Origin of the sequence: Fibrobacter sp. UWB1 (genome assembly GCF_002210325.1) — a bacterium.
Taxonomy (GTDB): Bacteria; Fibrobacterota; Fibrobacteria; order Fibrobacterales; family Fibrobacteraceae; genus Fibrobacter.
Genome location: NZ_MWQL01000001.1, coordinates 129034 through 146937 on the forward strand (window position 1 = coordinate 129034; position 17904 = coordinate 146937).

At 51.1% G+C, this 17904-nt stretch carries 15 protein-coding genes; 10 read left to right on the top strand and 5 right to left on the bottom strand.

The window, feature by feature from the left end; translation table 11 throughout:
* From B7988_RS00470 to B7988_RS00485, 4 genes are all read left to right on the top strand, one after another.
* The gene (locus B7988_RS00470; RefSeq protein WP_088656442.1) at positions 1-1101 is read left to right on the top strand and encodes a BMP family ABC transporter substrate-binding protein; all 1101 of its coding nucleotides are present in this window, start codon (positions 1-3) and stop codon (positions 1099-1101) included.
* On the top strand, positions 1091-2197 hold the full coding sequence (locus B7988_RS00475) for a BMP family ABC transporter substrate-binding protein (protein ID WP_088656443.1): 1107 nt from the start codon (positions 1091-1093) through the stop codon (positions 2195-2197). The genes B7988_RS00470 and B7988_RS00475 overlap by 11 nt, the downstream gene beginning before the upstream one ends.
* 71 nt (positions 2198-2268) lie before the next feature.
* Positions 2269-4725 carry an ATP-binding protein gene (locus tag B7988_RS00480; RefSeq protein ID WP_170930499.1) on the top strand — a complete coding sequence of 819 codons (2457 nt, stop codon included), beginning with the start codon at positions 2269-2271 and terminating at the stop codon, positions 4723-4725.
* Between the two features lie 71 nt (positions 4726-4796).
* Entirely contained in the window at positions 4797-5798 is a 1002-nt protein-coding gene (locus B7988_RS00485; protein WP_088656445.1) for a glycoside hydrolase family 11 protein, read from the top strand.
* A 66-nt stretch (positions 5799-5864) separates the two neighbouring features.
* On the opposite strand, the gene ybaK is transcribed toward B7988_RS00485, so the two are convergent.
* Together ybaK and B7988_RS00495 are read right to left on the bottom strand one after the other, a co-directional pair.
* Positions 5865-6365, bottom strand: coding sequence for a Cys-tRNA(Pro) deacylase (gene ybaK / locus B7988_RS00490; RefSeq protein WP_073318580.1), 501 nt, complete (start codon positions 6363-6365; stop codon positions 5865-5867).
* 157 nt (positions 6366-6522) lie between these two features.
* Positions 6523-8997 carry a glycogen/starch/alpha-glucan phosphorylase gene (locus tag B7988_RS00495; protein ID WP_088656446.1) on the bottom strand — a complete coding sequence of 825 codons (2475 nt, stop codon included), beginning with the start codon at positions 8995-8997 and terminating at the stop codon, positions 6523-6525.
* A gap of 119 nt (positions 8998-9116) precedes the next feature.
* Here B7988_RS00495 and B7988_RS00500 point away from each other — a divergent pair, with 119 nt between their 5' ends.
* Both B7988_RS00500 and B7988_RS00505 read left to right on the top strand, forming a co-directional pair.
* The gene (locus B7988_RS00500; RefSeq protein ID WP_141225507.1) at positions 9117-10235 is read left to right on the top strand and encodes a histidine phosphatase family protein; all 1119 of its coding nucleotides are present in this window, start codon (positions 9117-9119) and stop codon (positions 10233-10235) included.
* Positions 10236-10242: 7 nt separating this feature from the next.
* The gene (locus B7988_RS00505) at positions 10243-10968 is read left to right on the top strand and encodes an NAD(P)H-binding protein (protein ID WP_088656448.1); all 726 of its coding nucleotides are present in this window, start codon (positions 10243-10245) and stop codon (positions 10966-10968) included.
* 53 nt (positions 10969-11021) lie between these two features.
* Here B7988_RS00505 and B7988_RS00510 read toward each other — a convergent pair whose 3' ends face one another.
* The 3 genes from B7988_RS00510 to B7988_RS00520 are packed head-to-tail and all read right to left on the bottom strand — an operon-like array spanning position 11022 to position 14133.
* Positions 11022-12224: an NAD(P)/FAD-dependent oxidoreductase gene (locus B7988_RS00510; RefSeq protein WP_073318571.1), complete on the bottom strand. Its 1203-nt coding sequence runs from the start codon at positions 12222-12224 to the stop codon at positions 11022-11024.
* The gene (locus B7988_RS00515) at positions 12217-12408 is read right to left on the bottom strand and encodes a 4Fe-4S binding protein (RefSeq protein WP_073318568.1); all 192 of its coding nucleotides are present in this window, start codon (positions 12406-12408) and stop codon (positions 12217-12219) included. Before B7988_RS00515 ends, B7988_RS00510 begins: the two co-directional genes overlap by 8 nt.
* A 36-nt stretch (positions 12409-12444) precedes the next feature.
* Complete coding sequence (locus tag B7988_RS00520) at positions 12445-14133, bottom strand: bifunctional diguanylate cyclase/phosphodiesterase (protein ID WP_088656449.1); 1689 nt, start codon at positions 14131-14133, stop codon at positions 12445-12447.
* 288 nt (positions 14134-14421) lie between these two features.
* Here B7988_RS00520 and nuoB point away from each other — a divergent pair, with 288 nt between their 5' ends.
* From nuoB to B7988_RS00540, 4 genes are read left to right on the top strand one after another with little or no spacing between them, the layout of a single operon-like run.
* On the top strand, positions 14422-15057 hold the full coding sequence (gene nuoB / locus B7988_RS00525) for an NADH-quinone oxidoreductase subunit NuoB (RefSeq protein WP_072800425.1): 636 nt from the start codon (positions 14422-14424) through the stop codon (positions 15055-15057).
* Positions 15057-15656: an NADH-quinone oxidoreductase subunit C gene (locus B7988_RS00530; RefSeq protein WP_088656450.1), complete on the top strand. Its 600-nt coding sequence runs from the start codon at positions 15057-15059 to the stop codon at positions 15654-15656. Before nuoB ends, B7988_RS00530 begins: the two co-directional genes overlap by 1 nt.
* Positions 15653-16846: an NADH-quinone oxidoreductase subunit D gene (locus tag B7988_RS00535; protein WP_073318559.1), complete on the top strand. Its 1194-nt coding sequence runs from the start codon at positions 15653-15655 to the stop codon at positions 16844-16846. The genes B7988_RS00530 and B7988_RS00535 overlap by 4 nt, the downstream gene beginning before the upstream one ends.
* Positions 16843-17904, top strand: coding sequence for an NAD(P)H-dependent oxidoreductase subunit E (locus B7988_RS00540; protein WP_073318556.1), 1062 nt, complete (start codon positions 16843-16845; stop codon positions 17902-17904). The genes B7988_RS00535 and B7988_RS00540 overlap by 4 nt, the downstream gene beginning before the upstream one ends.

Sequence of the window (17904 nt, forward strand, 5' to 3'; positions counted from 1 at the left end):
ATGAAACTGGTTTATATTGTTCCCTCGCTAATCCTTGCTGTGATTATAGCAGGATTGCTCACGTTCAATGTTAAAAAGAAAAATACCGACATTACTCGCGAAAAGACAAAGGTTGCGATGATTATGAACGGCTCTATCGAAGACCATAGCTGGGGACAGTCGCATTATGAGGGAATGCGAAAGACCGCTAAGGAGTTGAATCTGGACGTCATGTTCCGCGAAAGGATTCCGGCAGATAGAACTTCTGAAGAAGTGATGGAAGGCTTGATTGCTGCGGGTGCAAAGATTGTCATTGCGAATTCCTTCCAGCTCGGGCCTTATGTCCAGAATGTGGCTGTCAAGCACCCAGACGTAAAATTCTTCCATGCATCTGGCTTGGGCTATTCCAAGAACATGTCGACGTATTTTGGCCGGATTTACCAAATGCGCTATCTTTCGGGCATTGTCGCCGGCATGCAGACGAAATCCGGCAACATCGGTTATGTGGCGGCCTTCGATATTCCCGAGGTGATTCGAGGAATAAACGCTTTTACCTTGGGCGTGAAAAAGGTAAACCCGAATGCGAATGTGATTGTTCGCTGGACAAAATCCTGGAACGAAGACAAAGCGTGCGCGAGGGCGACGCGCGCCCTTTGGGCTCACCATGATTCGATTGACGTGCTCACTTTGCATACGGATAGCCAGGAACCCTTGCGCATTGCGGATTCTCTTGGACTTTGGCTTGTGGGTTACAACTTGGACAATGCAGAAATGTATCCGGAACATTTCTTGACGGCACCTATTTGGCGCTGGGAAAATTTCTATACGCCGCACATCCTCAACGTACTCAAGAAAAAATTTGTGGGTAGGAATTATTGGAGTGGTGCTAATTCGGGAGTTGTTGATCTGGCTCCGCTAACGAACCATGTGGCGCCGGAAACGATTGATCTTGTAAACAGTGAACGCAAAAAAATTCAGAACGGTTCTTTTGATGTTTTTTACGGACCCATCGAAGATGATACCGGAACAATTCGCATTAATGAAGGGGAAAGCATGTCTGACAGCGATATGCTGAATAATTTCAACTGGTTCGTAAAGGGGGTAATCATCGATGAAGAGTAGAGTGACCATTGGAACGTTGACGGCGGTAGTCATCTTTTTTGTGTTGTTATATGTGGTTTTTGCAAAAGTCGACAATGTGGAATCGGTCAAGAAGACCAAATCGCAAAAACTCCGTGTCGGATTTGTCCTTTTAAGCGATACGGCTGACAATGGCTGGAATGAAACCATTTATAAGGGAATCAGGAATGCTTGCGATTCCCTTGGCGTGCAAAGGAACTTGGTGATTGATATTCCCGAGGAACGTATTCCCCTTGCGAATGCGGTGACCGGAATGATTGCCGATAGCTTGAAAGTCATTGTGCTTACGAGCTACAATTATCCGATTTTAATCAAGGATATTATTGAATCGCACCCGGAAGTGACATTCTATGGAATCAACTGGGAATACGATGCTCCCAACTATAAAGCCTATTTTGCCCGTATTTACCAGGCTCGATATCTTGCAGGAATTGTTGCGGGGGCCATGACCAAGACGAACCACGTGGGCTTTGTCGCTGCGATGAAGAATATCCAGGTTTATAGGGGCTTGAATGCGTTCATCTTGGGCGTGCAAAGTGTTAATCCGCGTGCTAAGGTGTTTGTACGTTGGACGAATTCCTGGAACGAAGGCAATATGGAAACCGAAAACGCAAACAAGTTGATTGATAGTTCGGGTATCGATGTTATCGCGTTCCATCAAGACAGGGCCTTTATTATTGAAGTGGCCGAAAAGCGTGGGCTATATTGCATTGGAAACCATGTGGAAAATAACCGGTTCTCACCTAGAATGCTTACCTCCATCGCTATCAACTGGGGCATTATTTACAAGGACTTTATTCAGGACTATATCCAGAAAAAGGATAACGAAAATATGGATTACTGGGTCGGACTAGAAAAAGATGCCGTAGGGCTTGCATTCTATTCTAGCGAAGTTCCTGATAGCGTGAAGATTCTGGTAAATGCGGCTGCCGAAAAAATCAAGGCAGGCTACAATGTTTTCTCGGGAAGGATTGAGGATGTCGAAGGAAAGATCCGTTCCGAAGAGGGCGAAACGATTAGTGACGAAGTTCTGCACAATGAAATGAATTGGCTTATAAAGGGTGCGATAGAACCATGATAAAAAAGATTGGGGTGCGTCCCTTGGTTGGTATTCTGTTTTTTGTTTTGATACTCCTTTTGGTAGGAGTTTTGCTGCGTGTCAAGTTTTCGAACCTGTTTGATAACTATGTCGAAAAGCAAGTGGCTTACCAAGCCGAAAGCTATGCCGCCGCGGCAGGTGAAAGGCTTGATCTTGAATTGAAATCTCTGGCAGGAATTTCTTCGGGGATTTCTGCGAATATGAGTCATTTTGAGCCGATGCTTGCAACGCTTGAAGACCCGAATGGCAATTATTACTATGGCGTGATAGCCTTGAACGGTAAAATTGTCTATAGTGGCGATACGACTCATATCGATGCTTCGCATTTTAAGGGTATTTCGGAATCGTTCCATGGAGTAAAATCCATAAGCTATTCCAAGGGAATTGGCCTTATGTTTTCGGCTCCTGTGTACAGTGGAAAAAACATCAAGTATGTGCTGTTCCGCATGTACAAAGAAGATGCGGTTGTTAGAATTTTTGGCGTGCAAAGCTATGGTGGCCGAGGCTACGCAACTTTAAGAGATGCGAGAGATTCTATTATCATCAAGTCTTCGAATGATTCGCTTGGAACAGATTTGCTGTGGGGAGAAGAAGGGTTCTTGGCGGTTCGCGATAAGCTGAGAGCTGGCTTGAATGTCTCCATTTCTGCAGCGACGCATTTGGATGTTCGTGGTGTGGAATACTATTACTTTATCGCTGAACTCAAGTTGCCGGGAGTTGCCTTGACGGGCGTAGTGCCCGAAAGAGAGGTGGCATCTGAAAAAGATGATATTTCATTCTTGATTATCTGGGTCTTTGGGCTTTTGATATTCATGTTTACAATTGCCATGCTCTATGTGGTGCTTTCTGAAAAGAAAGCCCGCGAAAACAAGGAGCTGCTTCGCGAAAAAGAAAATGCCGAAAGCGCAAGCAAGGCGAAGAGTGCTTTTCTTGCCAACATGAGCCATGAAATCCGTACGCCGATTAATGGAATCTTGGGCATGGATTCAATGCTCCTGAAAGAATGCAAAGATGAAAGCTTACGGGATTATGCGCTGAATATTCAAAGTGCTGGCCAAACGCTGCTTTCGCTCATTAACGATATTTTGGATATTTCTAAAATTGAATCGGGCAAAATGGAAATTCTGCCTGTTACGTATAGCGTGTTTACCGTGCTGAACGACTGCTACAACATGGTAGCCATTCGCGCTCACGACAAGAATTTGGAATTGGTGATGGATATTTCGCCGGACATTCCAAGATCGCTATTCGGTGACGAAGTTCGTATTAGACAGGTGGTGAACAACTTGCTTTCGAATGCGGTCAAGTATACGAACGAAGGTTCAATTACCTTATCGGTGCGCTCCGAAAAACTAAGTGTCGACCCGATTCAGGGGGGTAATTCGAAACAGGTAAAGCTCTTTATTCAAGTGAAGGACACGGGTATCGGTATCCGCGAAAAAGATCGCGAAAAATTATTTGCCGACTTTGTGCGGCTCGATGAAAAACGCAATAGGAACATCGAAGGTACGGGCCTTGGCTTGAATTTGACCAAGCAGCTGCTGGATATGATGGGCGGCTCCATCGAGGTTGAAAGTACGTACGGCGAGGGGTCTGTCTTTACAGTATGCCTGTTGCAGCAAGTCAGCGATGAAAAACCTCTGGGTGATTTTGAAAAGCTCTATAAGCAACACGTGAATGTGGTGGATGCCGCGCACGAAAGGTTTGAAGCGCCCGAGGCGAAAATCCTGGTGGTTGACGATGTGCAAATGAACCTGAAGGTGTTCGCAGGCCTGTTAAAAGACACCAAGATCCAAATCGATACGGCAATGAATGGCGCCGAGGCTTTGGAACTCATTCAAGGCAAACATTACGATGTCATCTTCCTGGATCACATGATGCCGGTCATGGATGGCGTGGAAGCGTTCCGCCGCATGAAACTGTTGGAGAAAAATCCAAACGCCATTACTCCGGTGGTGATGCTTACTGCTAATGCCGTTTCGGATGCACGAAATGGTTACATGGATGAAGGTTTCTCGGATTACATGGCAAAACCGATTCGCGAAGAAGTCTTGCTGTCGACACTAAAAAAATTCTTGTCGAAAGACCTGGTCAAGGTTGTGCACGAAAGAGAAGAGAAAACTTGTAACCCTGCAGAAACCGTTTCAGCAATGCCACAGGTAGCGTTGACCGATATGTTGGATATGGCTACAGGCCTTGCCTATTGTATGAATGACAAGAAGTTCTATAAAGAAATGCTTGACGAATATGTAAAAAGTGAAAAGACTGCAGAACTAAAGGAATACTTTGAAAATGGCGACTTGGAGTATTACCGCATTACGGTTCACGCCGTAAAAAGTACCTCTCTTACAATCGGTGCGATTAAAGTTTATGAAGATGCCAAGGCGCTGGAAATGGCCTGCAAAGAAGGCAACCTGGATTTCGTAAAACAGAATCATGAAGCGTTCATGGAAGAATATAAGTCGCTTGTTCGTGGATTTCAGTCGGGCAGCCTCAATTTGGATTAACGAATACGGTTTGCGAACTTGCAAAGACGACTTTGTTGAATTAAATTTCGTCTTACAACAGGAAGGTGTATATGAGAACTATTCTTAAATTCGGCTTGATTGCCACTTGTGTCCTGACTGCAAATGCATTTGCTCAGGATTTCTGTAATACGACAACCCATAGCGGTGAATCCGTGGAAGTGTCTTCGAACAAGGTCGGTACTATCGGCGACGTTGGTTACGAACTTTGGAACGAAGGCGGCAACGGTGGTTCTGCGACGTTCTACGACGACGGTTCCTTCAACTGCAAGATGACAGGTGCCAAGGACTACCTGTGCCGTACGGGTCTTGCATTCAATAGCGACAAGACTCACGAAGAAATCGGACACATGAAGGCGGACTTCAAGCTGGTCAAGAGCGGGCTCTCTGGAATCGATTATTCCTATATCGGCATTTACGGCTGGACCCGTGAACCTCTGGTGGAATGGTACATTGTGGATAACACCGGTAGCCAGTACATGCCGGGCGACTGGGTTGCCCAGGGAGCTTCTGCAAAGAATCATGGCGTGTTTGAAATCGATGGTGCTCAGTATACGGTTTATGAAGGTGACCGCACCTCTTATTCCATCGATGGCGACAATAAATACTTTAAGCAGTATTTTAGCGTCCGTAAGTCAAAGCGCGATTGCGGTACTATCGACATTACCGCTCACTTCAAGAAGTGGGAAGAACTTGGCATGAAAATGGGCAAGATGCACGAAGCCAAGATTCTCGGCGAAGCTGGAAGCAATAGCGGAGCAAATGCCAAGGGTGAATATGACTTCCCCTATGCCAAGGTTTATATCGAAGGTGCGGAACAGTCCAGCTCTTCTGCTGAACCTGAATCCAGCAGCTCGACGGAGGCTATCAAGGGTATTCGTTCTATGACTGTCGGTAACAATACGTCGCTCGTGTTTGACGCTCAGGGCAAGTACCTCGGCTCCTTTGAAACGGCTGACGCAGAAACCTTGAATGCGGCAATCAAGGCCAAGTACAATTCCGGCGTTTACATGGTGAAACAGGGCCGCGCTGTCCGTAGCATCTCGGTGAAGTAATCCTTTACTGCGAATTTGAAAAAGCCTCTCCCTCGGGAGAGGCTTTTTTATGCTTGAAATGCTCGCTTAATCTTGCGGGGCTTCGGGCGGAACTCGCGCGATCACGCCCACGGTGGCGCGTGTCGCCTTCACGAGGTCGGCGGGTGCAACTTTCAGTTGCAGGCCGCGTTCTCCTGCACTCACGTAAATGTACGGGAAGTTCATTGCGGTTTCGTGAATGAAAATCGGGAAGTTCTTCTTGAGGCCGAGCGGGCTGCAACCGCCGCGGATGTAGCCGGTCAGCGGCGTCAAGTCCTTGAGCGGGACAGTGTCAATTTTCTTGTTACCGCTCACCTTGGCGGCACCCTTCAAGTCGACTTCGAGGTTGCCTGGTACCACACAAATTAAGTAGCCGATCTTGTCACCGTGAACAAGAATGGTCTTGAAAACTTGGTTGATGTCTTCGCCGAGGCTGTCGGCCACGTGTTGCGCGCCGAGGTCGTTTTCGTCGACCTTGTAGGGGATGAGTTCGTAAGAAATTTTCTGGCGGTCCAGGATTCTCGCCGCATTCGTCTTCTTGATTTCCATAAAAATGTCCTTTGACTCAAATATAAAAAGCCCGCGACCGTTAAGGTCGCGAACTTTTCAATATTCAAGCTTGGATCCTTCGACTTCGAACCTTGCGGTTCTTCGCTCAGGATGACAGTAGAAAACTTCCTACTGTCTACTTCCTACTGCTTACTAACTACAGCTTGATGCTGCAGCTCTTGGCGTTCCAGATTTCTTCGGCGTACTGCTTGATGGTACGGTCGGAGCTGAACTTGCCCATGCGAGCGACATTGAGGATTGCCTTTTCGGCCCAGGTCTTCTTGTCCTGGTATTCCTCGGCGACTCTCTTCTGCATGTCCACGTAGCTGCGGAAGTCTGCGCAGAGCAGGTAGTTGTCGTTGGTGAGGAGCTTGTCTGCAATGTGCTTGAACAGGTCCGGACGGTCGGGGCTGAAGAAGCCGGAAGCGATCAGGTCGATCACGCGGCGCAGATCGTCGTCGTGTTCGTAGAAGTCGCGCGGACGGTAGCCCTTGGCGAGCAGGTCGGTGACTTCTTCCACGGTGAGGCCGAAAATGAAGATATTTTCGTCGCCGACTTCTTCCTTCATTTCGACGTTGGCGCCATCGAGCGTGCCGATGGTGAGTGCGCCGTTCAAGGCGAACTTCATGTTACCGGTACCGGAAGCTTCGGTACCTGCGGTGGAAATCTGTTCGGAGAGGTCTGCGGCCGGAATGATCTTTTCGGCGAAAGACACGCGGTAGTTTTCGAGGAACACCATCTTGAGCTTGCCCTTGCAAACCGGGTCGGCATCGATGATGGCGGCAACGGCGTTGGCAAGACGGATGATCTGCTTGGCCATCCAGTAACCCGGAGCGGCCTTACCACCGATCATGATGGTACGCGGCATGATTTCCTTGCCGTCCTTCAGCTGGATGTACAGGTGAATGGCATGCAGAATGTTCAGGAGCTGGCGCTTGTATTCGTGGATACGCTTGACCTGCACGTCGAAGAACGTGTTCACGTCGACATCGACGCCCTGTGTTGCCTTGAGGTACTTGGCGAGGCGTTCCTTGTTCTGCTTCTTGACGGCCATGAATTCCTTCTGGAACTTGGCGTCCTTTGCAAACTTTTCGAGCTTCTTGAGTTCATCGAGGTCCTTGACCCAGCCTTCGCCGATCTTGGAAGAAATGAGTTCGGACATAGCCGGGTTAGCCTTGCGGACCCAGCGACGCGGCGTCACGCCGTTCGTCTTGTTGTTGAACTTTTCAGGCCACAGTTCGTAGAAGTCCTTGAAGAGCGTGGTCTTCAAGAGGTCGGAGTGGAGTGCTGCCACACCATTCACGGCGAACGAACCCACGATGGAGAGGTAAGCCATGCGGACCATCTTGCAGCCGCCTTCTTCGATGAGGCTCATGCGGGCAAGGCGAGCGTTGTCGCCGGGCCACTTGAGGGACACCTGACGGAGGAAGCGGGCGTTGATTTCGTAAATGATCTGGAGGTGACGCGGCAACAGCTTTTCGAAGAGGCTGACCGGCCACTTTTCGAGAGCTTCGGGCATCAAGGTGTGGTTCGTGTAGGCAAACGTGTGCGTCACGATTTCCCAAGCTTCGTCCCATTCCAGGTTTTCTTCGTCGAGCAAGATGCGCATCATTTCGGCGATAGAGATTGCCGGGTGCGTGTCGTTCAGCTGGATAGCGACCTTTTCGGGGAACACCTTCCATTCGCCTTCGTGCAGTTTCTTGAAGCGGCGGATGATGTCCTGCAGCGATGCAGAGCAGAGGAAGTACTGCTGCTTGAGGCGCAGTTCCTTTCCGTTCATGGAAGCGTCGTTCGGGTAGAGCACCTTGGAAATGGTTTCGGAAAGTTCCATGTCCTGCACGGCGGCGATGTAGTCACCGTTGTTGAAGTAGCTGAGGCCGAAGTCGTCGGTGGACTTCGCGCTCCAGAGGCGCAGGTTGTTCACGGTGTTGTTCTTGTAACCCGGAATCGGAGTGTCGTAGGGGAGTGCGAGCACGTAGTCCTTGGTTTCCCAACGGTTACGGAGCTTGCCCTTTTCGTCCATCCAGCTCACGACGTAGCCGTACATGGGCACCTTGACTTCGTTCGACGGACGTGCAATTTCCCACGGGTTGGTAAGGCGCAGCCAGTTATCCGGCTGTTCTTCCTGTTCGCCGTTCACGATCTTCTGGCTGAACATACCATATTCATAGCGGATGCCCATACCGGTGGCCGGGAGTTCGAGCGTAGCCATGGAGTCGAGGAAGCAGGCGGCGAGGCGGCCGAGACCACCATTGCCGAGGCCGGCGTCCACTTCCTGTTCACGGAGTTCTTCGAGAGTCATGCCGAGTTCGTCAAGAGCTTCGGTCACGGCGCTTTCGACGTCAAGGTTCAGAATGGAGTTGCCGAGGGTACGGCCAATCAAAAATTCGAGGGACAGATAGTAGACGCGCTTCACGTCTTTCTGGTAGTAGGTTTCCTGGGTCTTGATCCAGCGGTCAACCAAGCGGTCGCGTACAGCGTATGCAACGGCGAGGAACTTTTCGTGGTCGGTCACGGTCGCGCTGTTACGGGCGAGCGTGTGGTGGATGTGGTCGGTAAAGGCCTTACGGAAGGATTCCGCGTCGTTGCCGAGCACGGTCACTTCTTCTGCTTTTTTGAATGTTTTTGCCATAAGACGGTCCTATGGGTTAGGGTTAAAATTTTACACCATTAAGTTTAGAAATATTTACGGGTTTTGTGTGGAGCAAATAGTTAAATTAGGGGAATAGATAATAAACTAGAGGAAAAACGATGAATATGAAAAAATTTATTGCCGGCAAAGCTTTTCCTATGATTTGTGCCGCATTTATTACGGTAATTATTGCTGGCTGTGGAGATGATTCTTCTAACTCTTCGCCGACATCTACCACTGTTCCGGAACAAGTAACCCCGACAGATCCTTCGACTCCGACTGATTCTACAACTAATCCTACGACGGATCCGGCAACAAACCCGACTACTGACCCGGCTACCAATCCGACCGATCCGGTAACGAATCCGGAAACTCCGACGGATACGGCGACGACTCCGACTGATCCTGTTACGAACCCTCCGGCAGATACCACTACGACTAATCCGTCTACCCCGACGGACCCCACCATGACGGCCGCCGGTTTCTATCGTAACCCCGCCGCTATCGGACTGGCTGTTTCTCCCGATACCAATGGTTTTTACGATGTGGGTGAAATCTACAAGGCGGCCCCTGCCGACGCAAAGATTGTCTTTGTGTTGCGTCATGCCGAACGTGAATCGGGTTTGGGCAAAGAATCTCCTCTGACCGAAGTCGGCCTTCAGCAGGCACTTGATGTGGGCGCAAAGCTCAAGAGCGATGAATCGTTCTATTACGGCGCTACCGATTTCTTGCGCACCCAAACGACCGCTGCAAAGATTGCAGAGGGCCGTGGCGAAACCACTGAAGTGGTGACGATGGAAGAAATTAATGGTGGGTATTTCTTGACGGTGCCTTCGGATTCCTTGGATGCCATGGTGTCCAAGCGCGGTGGCTCTTTCAAGTATGTGGCCATGTGGGCTTACGAACAGCCGTTCCCGACTCTTCTGGTGAACTTGGGCCTTCCGGGTTATTTCTATGACCTCATGGAACGTGGCGACCAGTTCGTGAACGAAGTGGTTCTTGCCAACCTGCCTTACTGGAAGCGCGTGAACGTGTTGATTACCCACGACTTGCTCACGGAACCGTTGGCTGTCTATGCTTCTAACCGTACGGTTGACCTCAAGACGTATGAATCTTATCGCTGGATTAACTACATCGCCGGCGTCACGGTGATTGTCACTGCAGACAACAAGGTTGTGGTGTTGCCTACGCGCGGTGTGGAACGCGGCTTCTTGAATACCAGAGATATGGTTAAGTAACGGTTCTATGAAGGTTGCTGTTCTCGGTTCAACCGGACTTATCGGCAAAAACGTTTTGAAATTACTCGCACGCCTTCCGCAGGTTGTGCGGGTTTTTTGCCCTGTACGGAATATCCCGGATTTAAAGGATCTTGGAATTCTGGAAGGGGCGTTCAAGCTTGACTTCAAACAAGTGGATTTTGAACAAGATAATGAAGCCTTGCGCCTGTTTTTCTATGCGGGTTTTACCGGTTGCGATGCGGTGGTGTGTTGCTTGGGGACGACCCGAAAGCAGGCAGGGAGTAAGGCCGCTCAAGAAAAGGTCGATCTGAGGCTTCCGCTCATGCTTGCGGCGATTGCCAAAAAGGCGGGCGTAAAGAACTTCTTGTGCGTAAGCGCGATGGGCGCCGACAGCCAGTCGCCGTATTTTTACAATCGCCTAAAGGGCCAGCTCGAAGAAGGCCTCGATATGATTGGCTTTGAAACGCTGACGCTAGTGCGTCCGTCTCTTTTACTCGGAAAGCATAAGGACAGGCGCTTTGGCGAAGAACTTTTGCAAAAGACAATCGGCGCGCATCCGGAATGGATTCCTGCGTTCATACGCCCGGTGCATGCAGAAACGGTTGCCGCCCATTTGGTGACATCTATTTTGAAACCGCCTACGGATCACGTATGCGCGACAGACGGAAAAATAGGCAAGCGGATTATTTATAACCGCGTGCTTGCGCAAACGAAAGTAGACGACTTTTTTTGAGCAAAGCTCAAAACAGTGTGAAATACGGCCAACCGCGTTCTGCGAACTGCTAACTATTTAAACTTCCAGAACTTGTACAGGAACTTCGTGGTCTGAAGCGGCGTTTTGAGGAAGGCGCTCTTCTTGTATCCGCTGAGTGCGAATCCTTGCAGTACCTTGTAAAGCCCGATTTGGTCTTCGCGGTTGATCGCGAGCAGGAACCTGCGGAACTTGTATTCGAAGTCGTGCATCTTGCCGAAGTAATCGTAGCAGCGTTTTTCGTATTGCTTCAAGAATTCCTTCGAGAGGTTGCCGGCTTTAAGGCCTTGGTCTACGTATTCGGCGCAGAATCTTCCCGCCCTCATCGCGGCAGCGATACCACCACCCGTGAGCGGGTTGGTGTGGTGGGCGGCATCGCCCACGAGGGCGAATCGGTCGAGCGTGTAGTCCTTGAGCGTGCTCGAAACTGGAATCACGCCTCCGACGGTATGATTGATCTTTGCTCCCGGGAAAAGCTTTTCGAGCCATTCCATCGTGACTTCCAGAATATTCGGCCTGCTCTTGTTGCTAATCAAGAATCCTGCGCCGAAATTCGTGACGTTCGATTTCTGCTTCGGGAAACTCCAGATGTAACCGTCGTTAATGTAATCGTGGCCTTGCCAGAAGGTCAGGTAGTCGGGCTTGGTCAAGAGCCCTTGCACCTCGATGTCGACACCGGTGCAGGTCTGCATCATTTTCTGTCCGCAGTCGAGCCCAACCATGCGACCAATACGGCTTTCGACGCCGTCGGCTGCAATCACCATCTTTGCAAAAATTTCCTGGGAGCCCGTTTCGGAGACAGATCCGTTTCCATCGCCTTTTCCGAGTACGACTCGAACCATGCGCTCGTCGCCTTCGACACCGCCCACGAATTCTGCACGGGCGCAAGTCTCTACCTGGGCGCCATCGTCGGCAGCAAGCTTTGCAAGCCAGGGGTCAAAGATTTCGCGGTTGAGCATGATGCCGGTGGCGGGCTTGGGAACTTCGATGTTCACGCCGGCGGGGCCATAAATGTAGAGCCCGTTGATAATGCTTTCGATACAGCTCTCGTCAATCGGACCGTAAGTCTGCAGGTCGGCCAGGTTGGTGCTAGCTTCGCCACAACGTACGGGGTAACCGATTTTTTCTCGTTTCTCGAGCAACAGAACCTTGCGGCCGGCGCGAGCCAAGTTGCGGGCAGCGACAGAGCCGCCCGGACCGGCGCCAATGACAACGACATCGTAATGGGAATCAAGCATCGTCCGCCTCCACGATTTTCAATGCACCAACAGGGCATGTCTTGGAGCAAATGCCGCACTTGATGCATTTTTCGTAATCAATCTGCAAATCGAGGCCGAACATGTCGAGCGCCATCTTGGGGCATGTTCCCACGCAGCCTGCACAGGCAAGGCAAACTTTTCTGTCGTGAACGAGAGTCTTCATTATATGAGAATATAGCAAAAGAAGGCTTTCTCGGAATTAATACATACGGTCGTTTGTCAGTCGCTTCAGGAAATCGTCGCGGACAAGGGGCTTGTCGAACAGGAATCCTTGGGCGTTTTTGCAGTTGATGCCCTTGAGATAGTCTGCCTGCTCCTGGGTTTCCACACCTTCGGCAATCACGTCCTTGTTGAGTTCCTGGGCCATCTTGACCACATTCCTCAGAACGATTTCGTCGTTGGAGTTGGCCTTTCCGATATTGTTCAATAGGGACTTGTCAATTTTCACGACGTTTATGTTGTAATCTTTGAGCACGTTCAGGGTCGAATAGCCGGTGCCGAAGTCATCAATGGCAACACCGATGCCGTTCTTGCGCATGATGTTGATGAATTTCTGCATGGCGATCGTATCGTCGAAATCGGAAACTTCGGTCAGTTCGATTTCTATGTACTTGCCGTCGATTTCGTACTTGTTCAGGGTGTTGAGAATGCGGTCGGCAAAGTCTTCGTTGCGCAGATGCAGCTTCGAGAAGTTTGAAGAAATACGCACAGGGGTAATACCGGCCTTGAGCCAATCACTGATGTCGCTACAGGCGGTCTCGAAAACGTAGAAGTCCAGTTCGCAGATGGTGCCTTCGCGTTCCAGAATGGGAATGAAGTCCATGGGCGGGACAATAGTCTTGTGGCGGACCCAGCGTGCCAGTGCTTCGGCGCCGTTGATCTGCTTGTCGTCAAGGCTGACCTTGGGCTGGTAGAATACGACCAGTTCGCGGTTGCGCATGGCGTTGTGAAATTCAGTCGAGATTTCCCTCTGGTGGATTGACTGGATTTGCATTTCCTTTGTAAAGTACACCACGTCGCGAGTCCTGATGAATCTTGCGGCCTGCATGGCAGTCGCGCAGTTGTTCAGGGCGTCACCTACAATGACGTTTTCTTCGATGGGGTAGATACCTATGCGCGCCTGCAGGCGAATATTCATGGGCTTTGGCCCCTGGCTTGCGGTCAGTTCGCAAACGGTAAACTTGTCAATGAATTCTTTGTGATGTTTTTTTTTGGTCAGAACAAAGAAGTTGTCACCGCCGAGGCGAGCGATCAGTTCTGTGTTGTCGAGGAACTGGAGAATCTGTTTGACGTACATCTTGAGGGCGAGGTCGCCTACATTGTTGCCCATGGCCTTATTGATGTACTTGAAATTCTTGAGGTTGATAAAGTGGGCGGTGTAGTCCTTGAGGTTGTCGCCAATGAACTGCTGGGTAAACGCGAAGATGCCTGCCAGGTTGTAAGCCCCGGTCATGGGGTCCGAAATGGCCGCCTTGCGAGTGTTGCCCATGAGTCGTGCGCGGCCCGAAAGGATAAAGAAGTCCCAGCTCAGGAGTTGGATGATTTGCCTTTCCTCGTCGGTAAAGGAGTGGCCCTGGATGGGGTGGGCCTGGAAGGTGAACGACCCCTGTTCGCCGGTGGTCATGGTTTCGGAAAAATCCGGGGAGGTGGGTTTTTCGGGCAGTGCCTTCTTGTCGTGGTAGGCGGTAAATTCTCCAGAAAGACCGTTGGGGGCAAACTGGCTAACCGGTGCGTAAAAAAGGCAATTTACAAAGCCGATATTTGTGATTTTGGCGAGAGGGGGCAGGTTCCGGGCTAAAATGGCGAGAATTTCCTCTGTACTAAAGACGGGGCCCAAGAGCTTGGACCTAAAATCAAGATACATACTATTGTACAGCGGAATATCCATTAAATCCTCAACATACCAAAACCGCGCCAAAACTATAAAAAAAATACAATGGCTGCAAGTTTATTCTGGCGGAGAACCGCCAAATTCTGTTGTTTGCTATTCAATATATCTTTTTTTCCAAAGAAAAGTGTTCTATATCACTTGCAAAAATGCAAAAATATGTTAGACTAATCTAACTACTGACCGATGGGGCGGTAATGAATAAAAAACATTTCAAAATGGCCCATTTGGATATTCATCTCTCTCACTTTTCTATCTTTACGCACGCATTTAAAGAGGTAACCTCCTATGAGTAATGAGGCAGAAAAGCCGAATTTCATTACGACTTCTCTTGACTTTCTGGTCAACTGGGGCCGTACGAACTCCCTGTGGCCGTTCCCTTACGGAACTGCCTGCTGTGCAATCGAATTCATGAGTACCGAAGTGGGCCGTTACGACTTGTCCCGTATCGGGTCTGAATACGTGCGTTTTACGCCGCGTCAGTCCGATGTGCTGCTTGTGGCCGGAACCATTTCCTATAAGCAAGCGCCAATACTCAAGCGCATGTACGAACAGATGGCCGAACCCCGTTGGGTGATCGCCATGGGTGCATGTGCAAGTTCCGGCGGTTTCTATGACTGCTACTGCACTGTGCCGGGCATTGACCATATCATTCCGGTAGACGTGTACATCGGTGGTTGCCCCTCCCGTCCGGAAGCGTTCTTCGAGGCGATGTTTGACCTCCAGAAGAAGATCAAGGATGAGTCCTACATGAAGCAGCGTGCCGAACGCGTCAAAGACCAGCTCGAAATGATCAAGGCGAAGACCGAACAGGCGAAGGCGGAAGCCCGTGAATTTGCCCGCGAAAAGACTGCTGAGCTCAAGGAATTCGTGACTGAAAAAGAGCAGGAACTTGTCAAGAAAGCCCAGTTCTGGAAGGAGTAATGATGGAATCCGTGATAGACATTCTAGAATCCAAGTTTGGCGCCAAGCGTGATGCGAGTGCCAAGTGGGATGCCTGCGTGGTGGTCCCGAAGGAATACCTGCACAATGCGGTCGAATTTTTGAAGAACGATCCGTCGATGCAGTTCGACATGCTCCTCGACCTCGCCGGTATCGACTACCTGACTTACCCGAACCATGAAGGTCCGCGTTTTGCCGTGAGCTACGTTTTTAAGAGCATGAAGAATCCGGGCCGCCGCGTTCGTCTTAAGGTGCTGGTCAGCGAAGCCGACCTGAAGGTGCCGACCCTTACAGATTTGTACGCAAGTGCCAACTGGCTCGAACGTGAAGTCTACGACCAGTTCGGTATCGTGTTCGAAGGCCACCCGGACCTGCGCCGCATTTTGAACCATGTTGAATTTGTGGGCCATCCGCTCCGCAAGGATTACCCTGCCCAGAAGCGCCAGTGGCTCTCGACGACCGACTTCCTGATTCCGGAACTGGAAAAGCGCCTGGAAGACAAGGGCTACAAGGTGATCCAGCGCTCCAAGGAAATCATGCCTGTCGAAGAAGAATATCTTGAAGGGAGTATCAGAGAATGATCGTACTTGACCCGAATGGCGAAAAGATGAACCTGATGGCCCTGAACGTGGGCCCGACGCATCCGGCGACTCACCACTGCGTGCGCCTGCTGGCTGCCCTCGATGGCGAAACCATCGTGGCCGGTGTCCATGAAATCGGCTTTATGCACCGCGGCTTCGAAAAGATGGTCGAACGCGGCACCTGGCAGCAAGTGATTCCGTACACCGACCGCTTGAACTACTGCTCTGCAATGATGAACAACATTGCATTCTGCCGCGCTGTTGAAAACATGTACGGTATCGAAATCCCGGAACGCACCAAGGTGCTCCGCGTGATTGTGAACGAACTCTCCCGTATCAACGACCACTTTATTTGTGTGGCTGCAGCATTCCAGGACTTGGGCGGTACCACACCGTTCATGTACGCCTTCAACCCGCGTGAAGAGATCATGCTGATTTGGGAAAAGCTCACGGGCGCGCGCCTCACGAACAGCTTTGCCCGCATTGGCGGCCTCTACCGCGACAGCTACGACGGTTTCGAAGACGATGTGCTCGCTGCTTGCAAGTCGGTGGAAAAGGCCCTCAAGGACCTGCACGCCTGCTTGGACCGTAACCGTATCTTCCTTGACCGTACCGTGGGCGTCGGCAAGATTTCTGCCGAACGCGCCATCAGCTACGGCTGGACTGGTCCGTGTCTCCGTGCGACGGGTGTCGAAAGCGACCTCCGCAAGGACGAACCTTACTACGATTACGAAACCTACGACTGGGAAGTCGTGGTGGGAACCCAGGGTGACGCCAACGACCGCCTGCAGGTGCGCCTTGCCGAAATCGAAGAATCTGTGAAGATTGTGCGCCAGGCCCTGAAGCGCCTCGCTCCGGGCCCGGTCGACATTGTCGACCCACGCATCCGCGTGCCCGCGCACAAGCTTGCCTACCAGGACATGGAAGCCCTTATCGGCCGCTTCAAGAGCGTGTACGAAGGTGTGCGCGTGCCCGAAGGCGAATACTACTGCGCAAGCGAATGCGCGAACGGCGAACTTGGCTTCACCATCGTGAGCGATGGCAGCGGCCACCCGTACCGCATCAAGGTGCGTTCCCCGTCGTTTGCCCATGTGTCTGCATTTAACGAACTGGTCGAAGGCCTGACTCTTGCCGACTCCATGGCAACGCTGCCTGGCCTCAACATGATTGCTGGAGAACTTGACCGATGACACAACATATTCAAGGTGCAGTTCAGTTTGTATCGAATAACCATTTGAAGTTCAATGGTCCGAGTGAAGCCATTCCGGCTCTTCCGGATCCGGGTCAGACTTTTGGCTACGTGAACAAGCCTGTTCCGCAGCCCGCTCCGAAGGAAGTGCTCGCCAAGCTCGACACTCCCGAAATCAAGGAACGTTGCGCCGACTTGCTCAGCCGTTACCCGGTGGGCCAGGGCGCTCTGCTTGAAGTCCTTTGGCTGGTGCAGGGCGTGTTCGGCTGGGTGCCGACTGAAGGTATCCGCTGGGCGGCAAACGTTTGCGGTTGCGCTCCGGCTCACGCTCTCGGCGTTGCAACCTTCTATACCATGTACAACCACGCTCCCAAGGGCAAGTTCCTGTTGCAGTTCTGCCGCAACATCAGCTGCGCCATCAAGGGTGCCCAGCCGCTGATCAAGTATGTGGAAAACAAGCTTGGCGTTAAGTCCGGCGAAACCACTCCCGATGGCATGTTTACCGTGCTCCAGGTGGAATGCTTGGGTAGCTGCGGCAACGGCCCGATGATGTTGGTGAACGATGACTTCGCCACCGACGTGGTCGACGGTCAGCTCAAGATGAAGCGTGGTACGACTCTGACCGAAGCAAGCATCGATCGCATTATCGACTGGTGCAAGGCCCATGCGAACAATGTGCCGAAGCACGACGTGCTCGGCGGAATCGTGAAGGGCCATGGTGGCCACCCCGGTGCTCCGGGTGCTACGGCCAAGCCGCAGGTCGCTGACTACGCTCCGCCTTCTCCGGTGCTTAACGTGAAGGCCGAAGCCGACGAAAACGGCGCCACTCTCACCTGGAAGGGCGCTCCCGAATTCACGAAGATTGTCGTCGAAAAGAAGAACGGCAATGACTGGGTCGCCGTGGGTGAGCCCGGCGTGAAGGACAAGGCTTTTGTGGATGCTGCCGGCAAGGCGGGCGATGTGTACCGCATGATTGCAACTTCCGGTGAACGTACGGCAAAACCTTCCAAGGAAGCGGTGACTACCCAGAAGCCCGCGCCCGTAGAGGAGGCTAAGTAA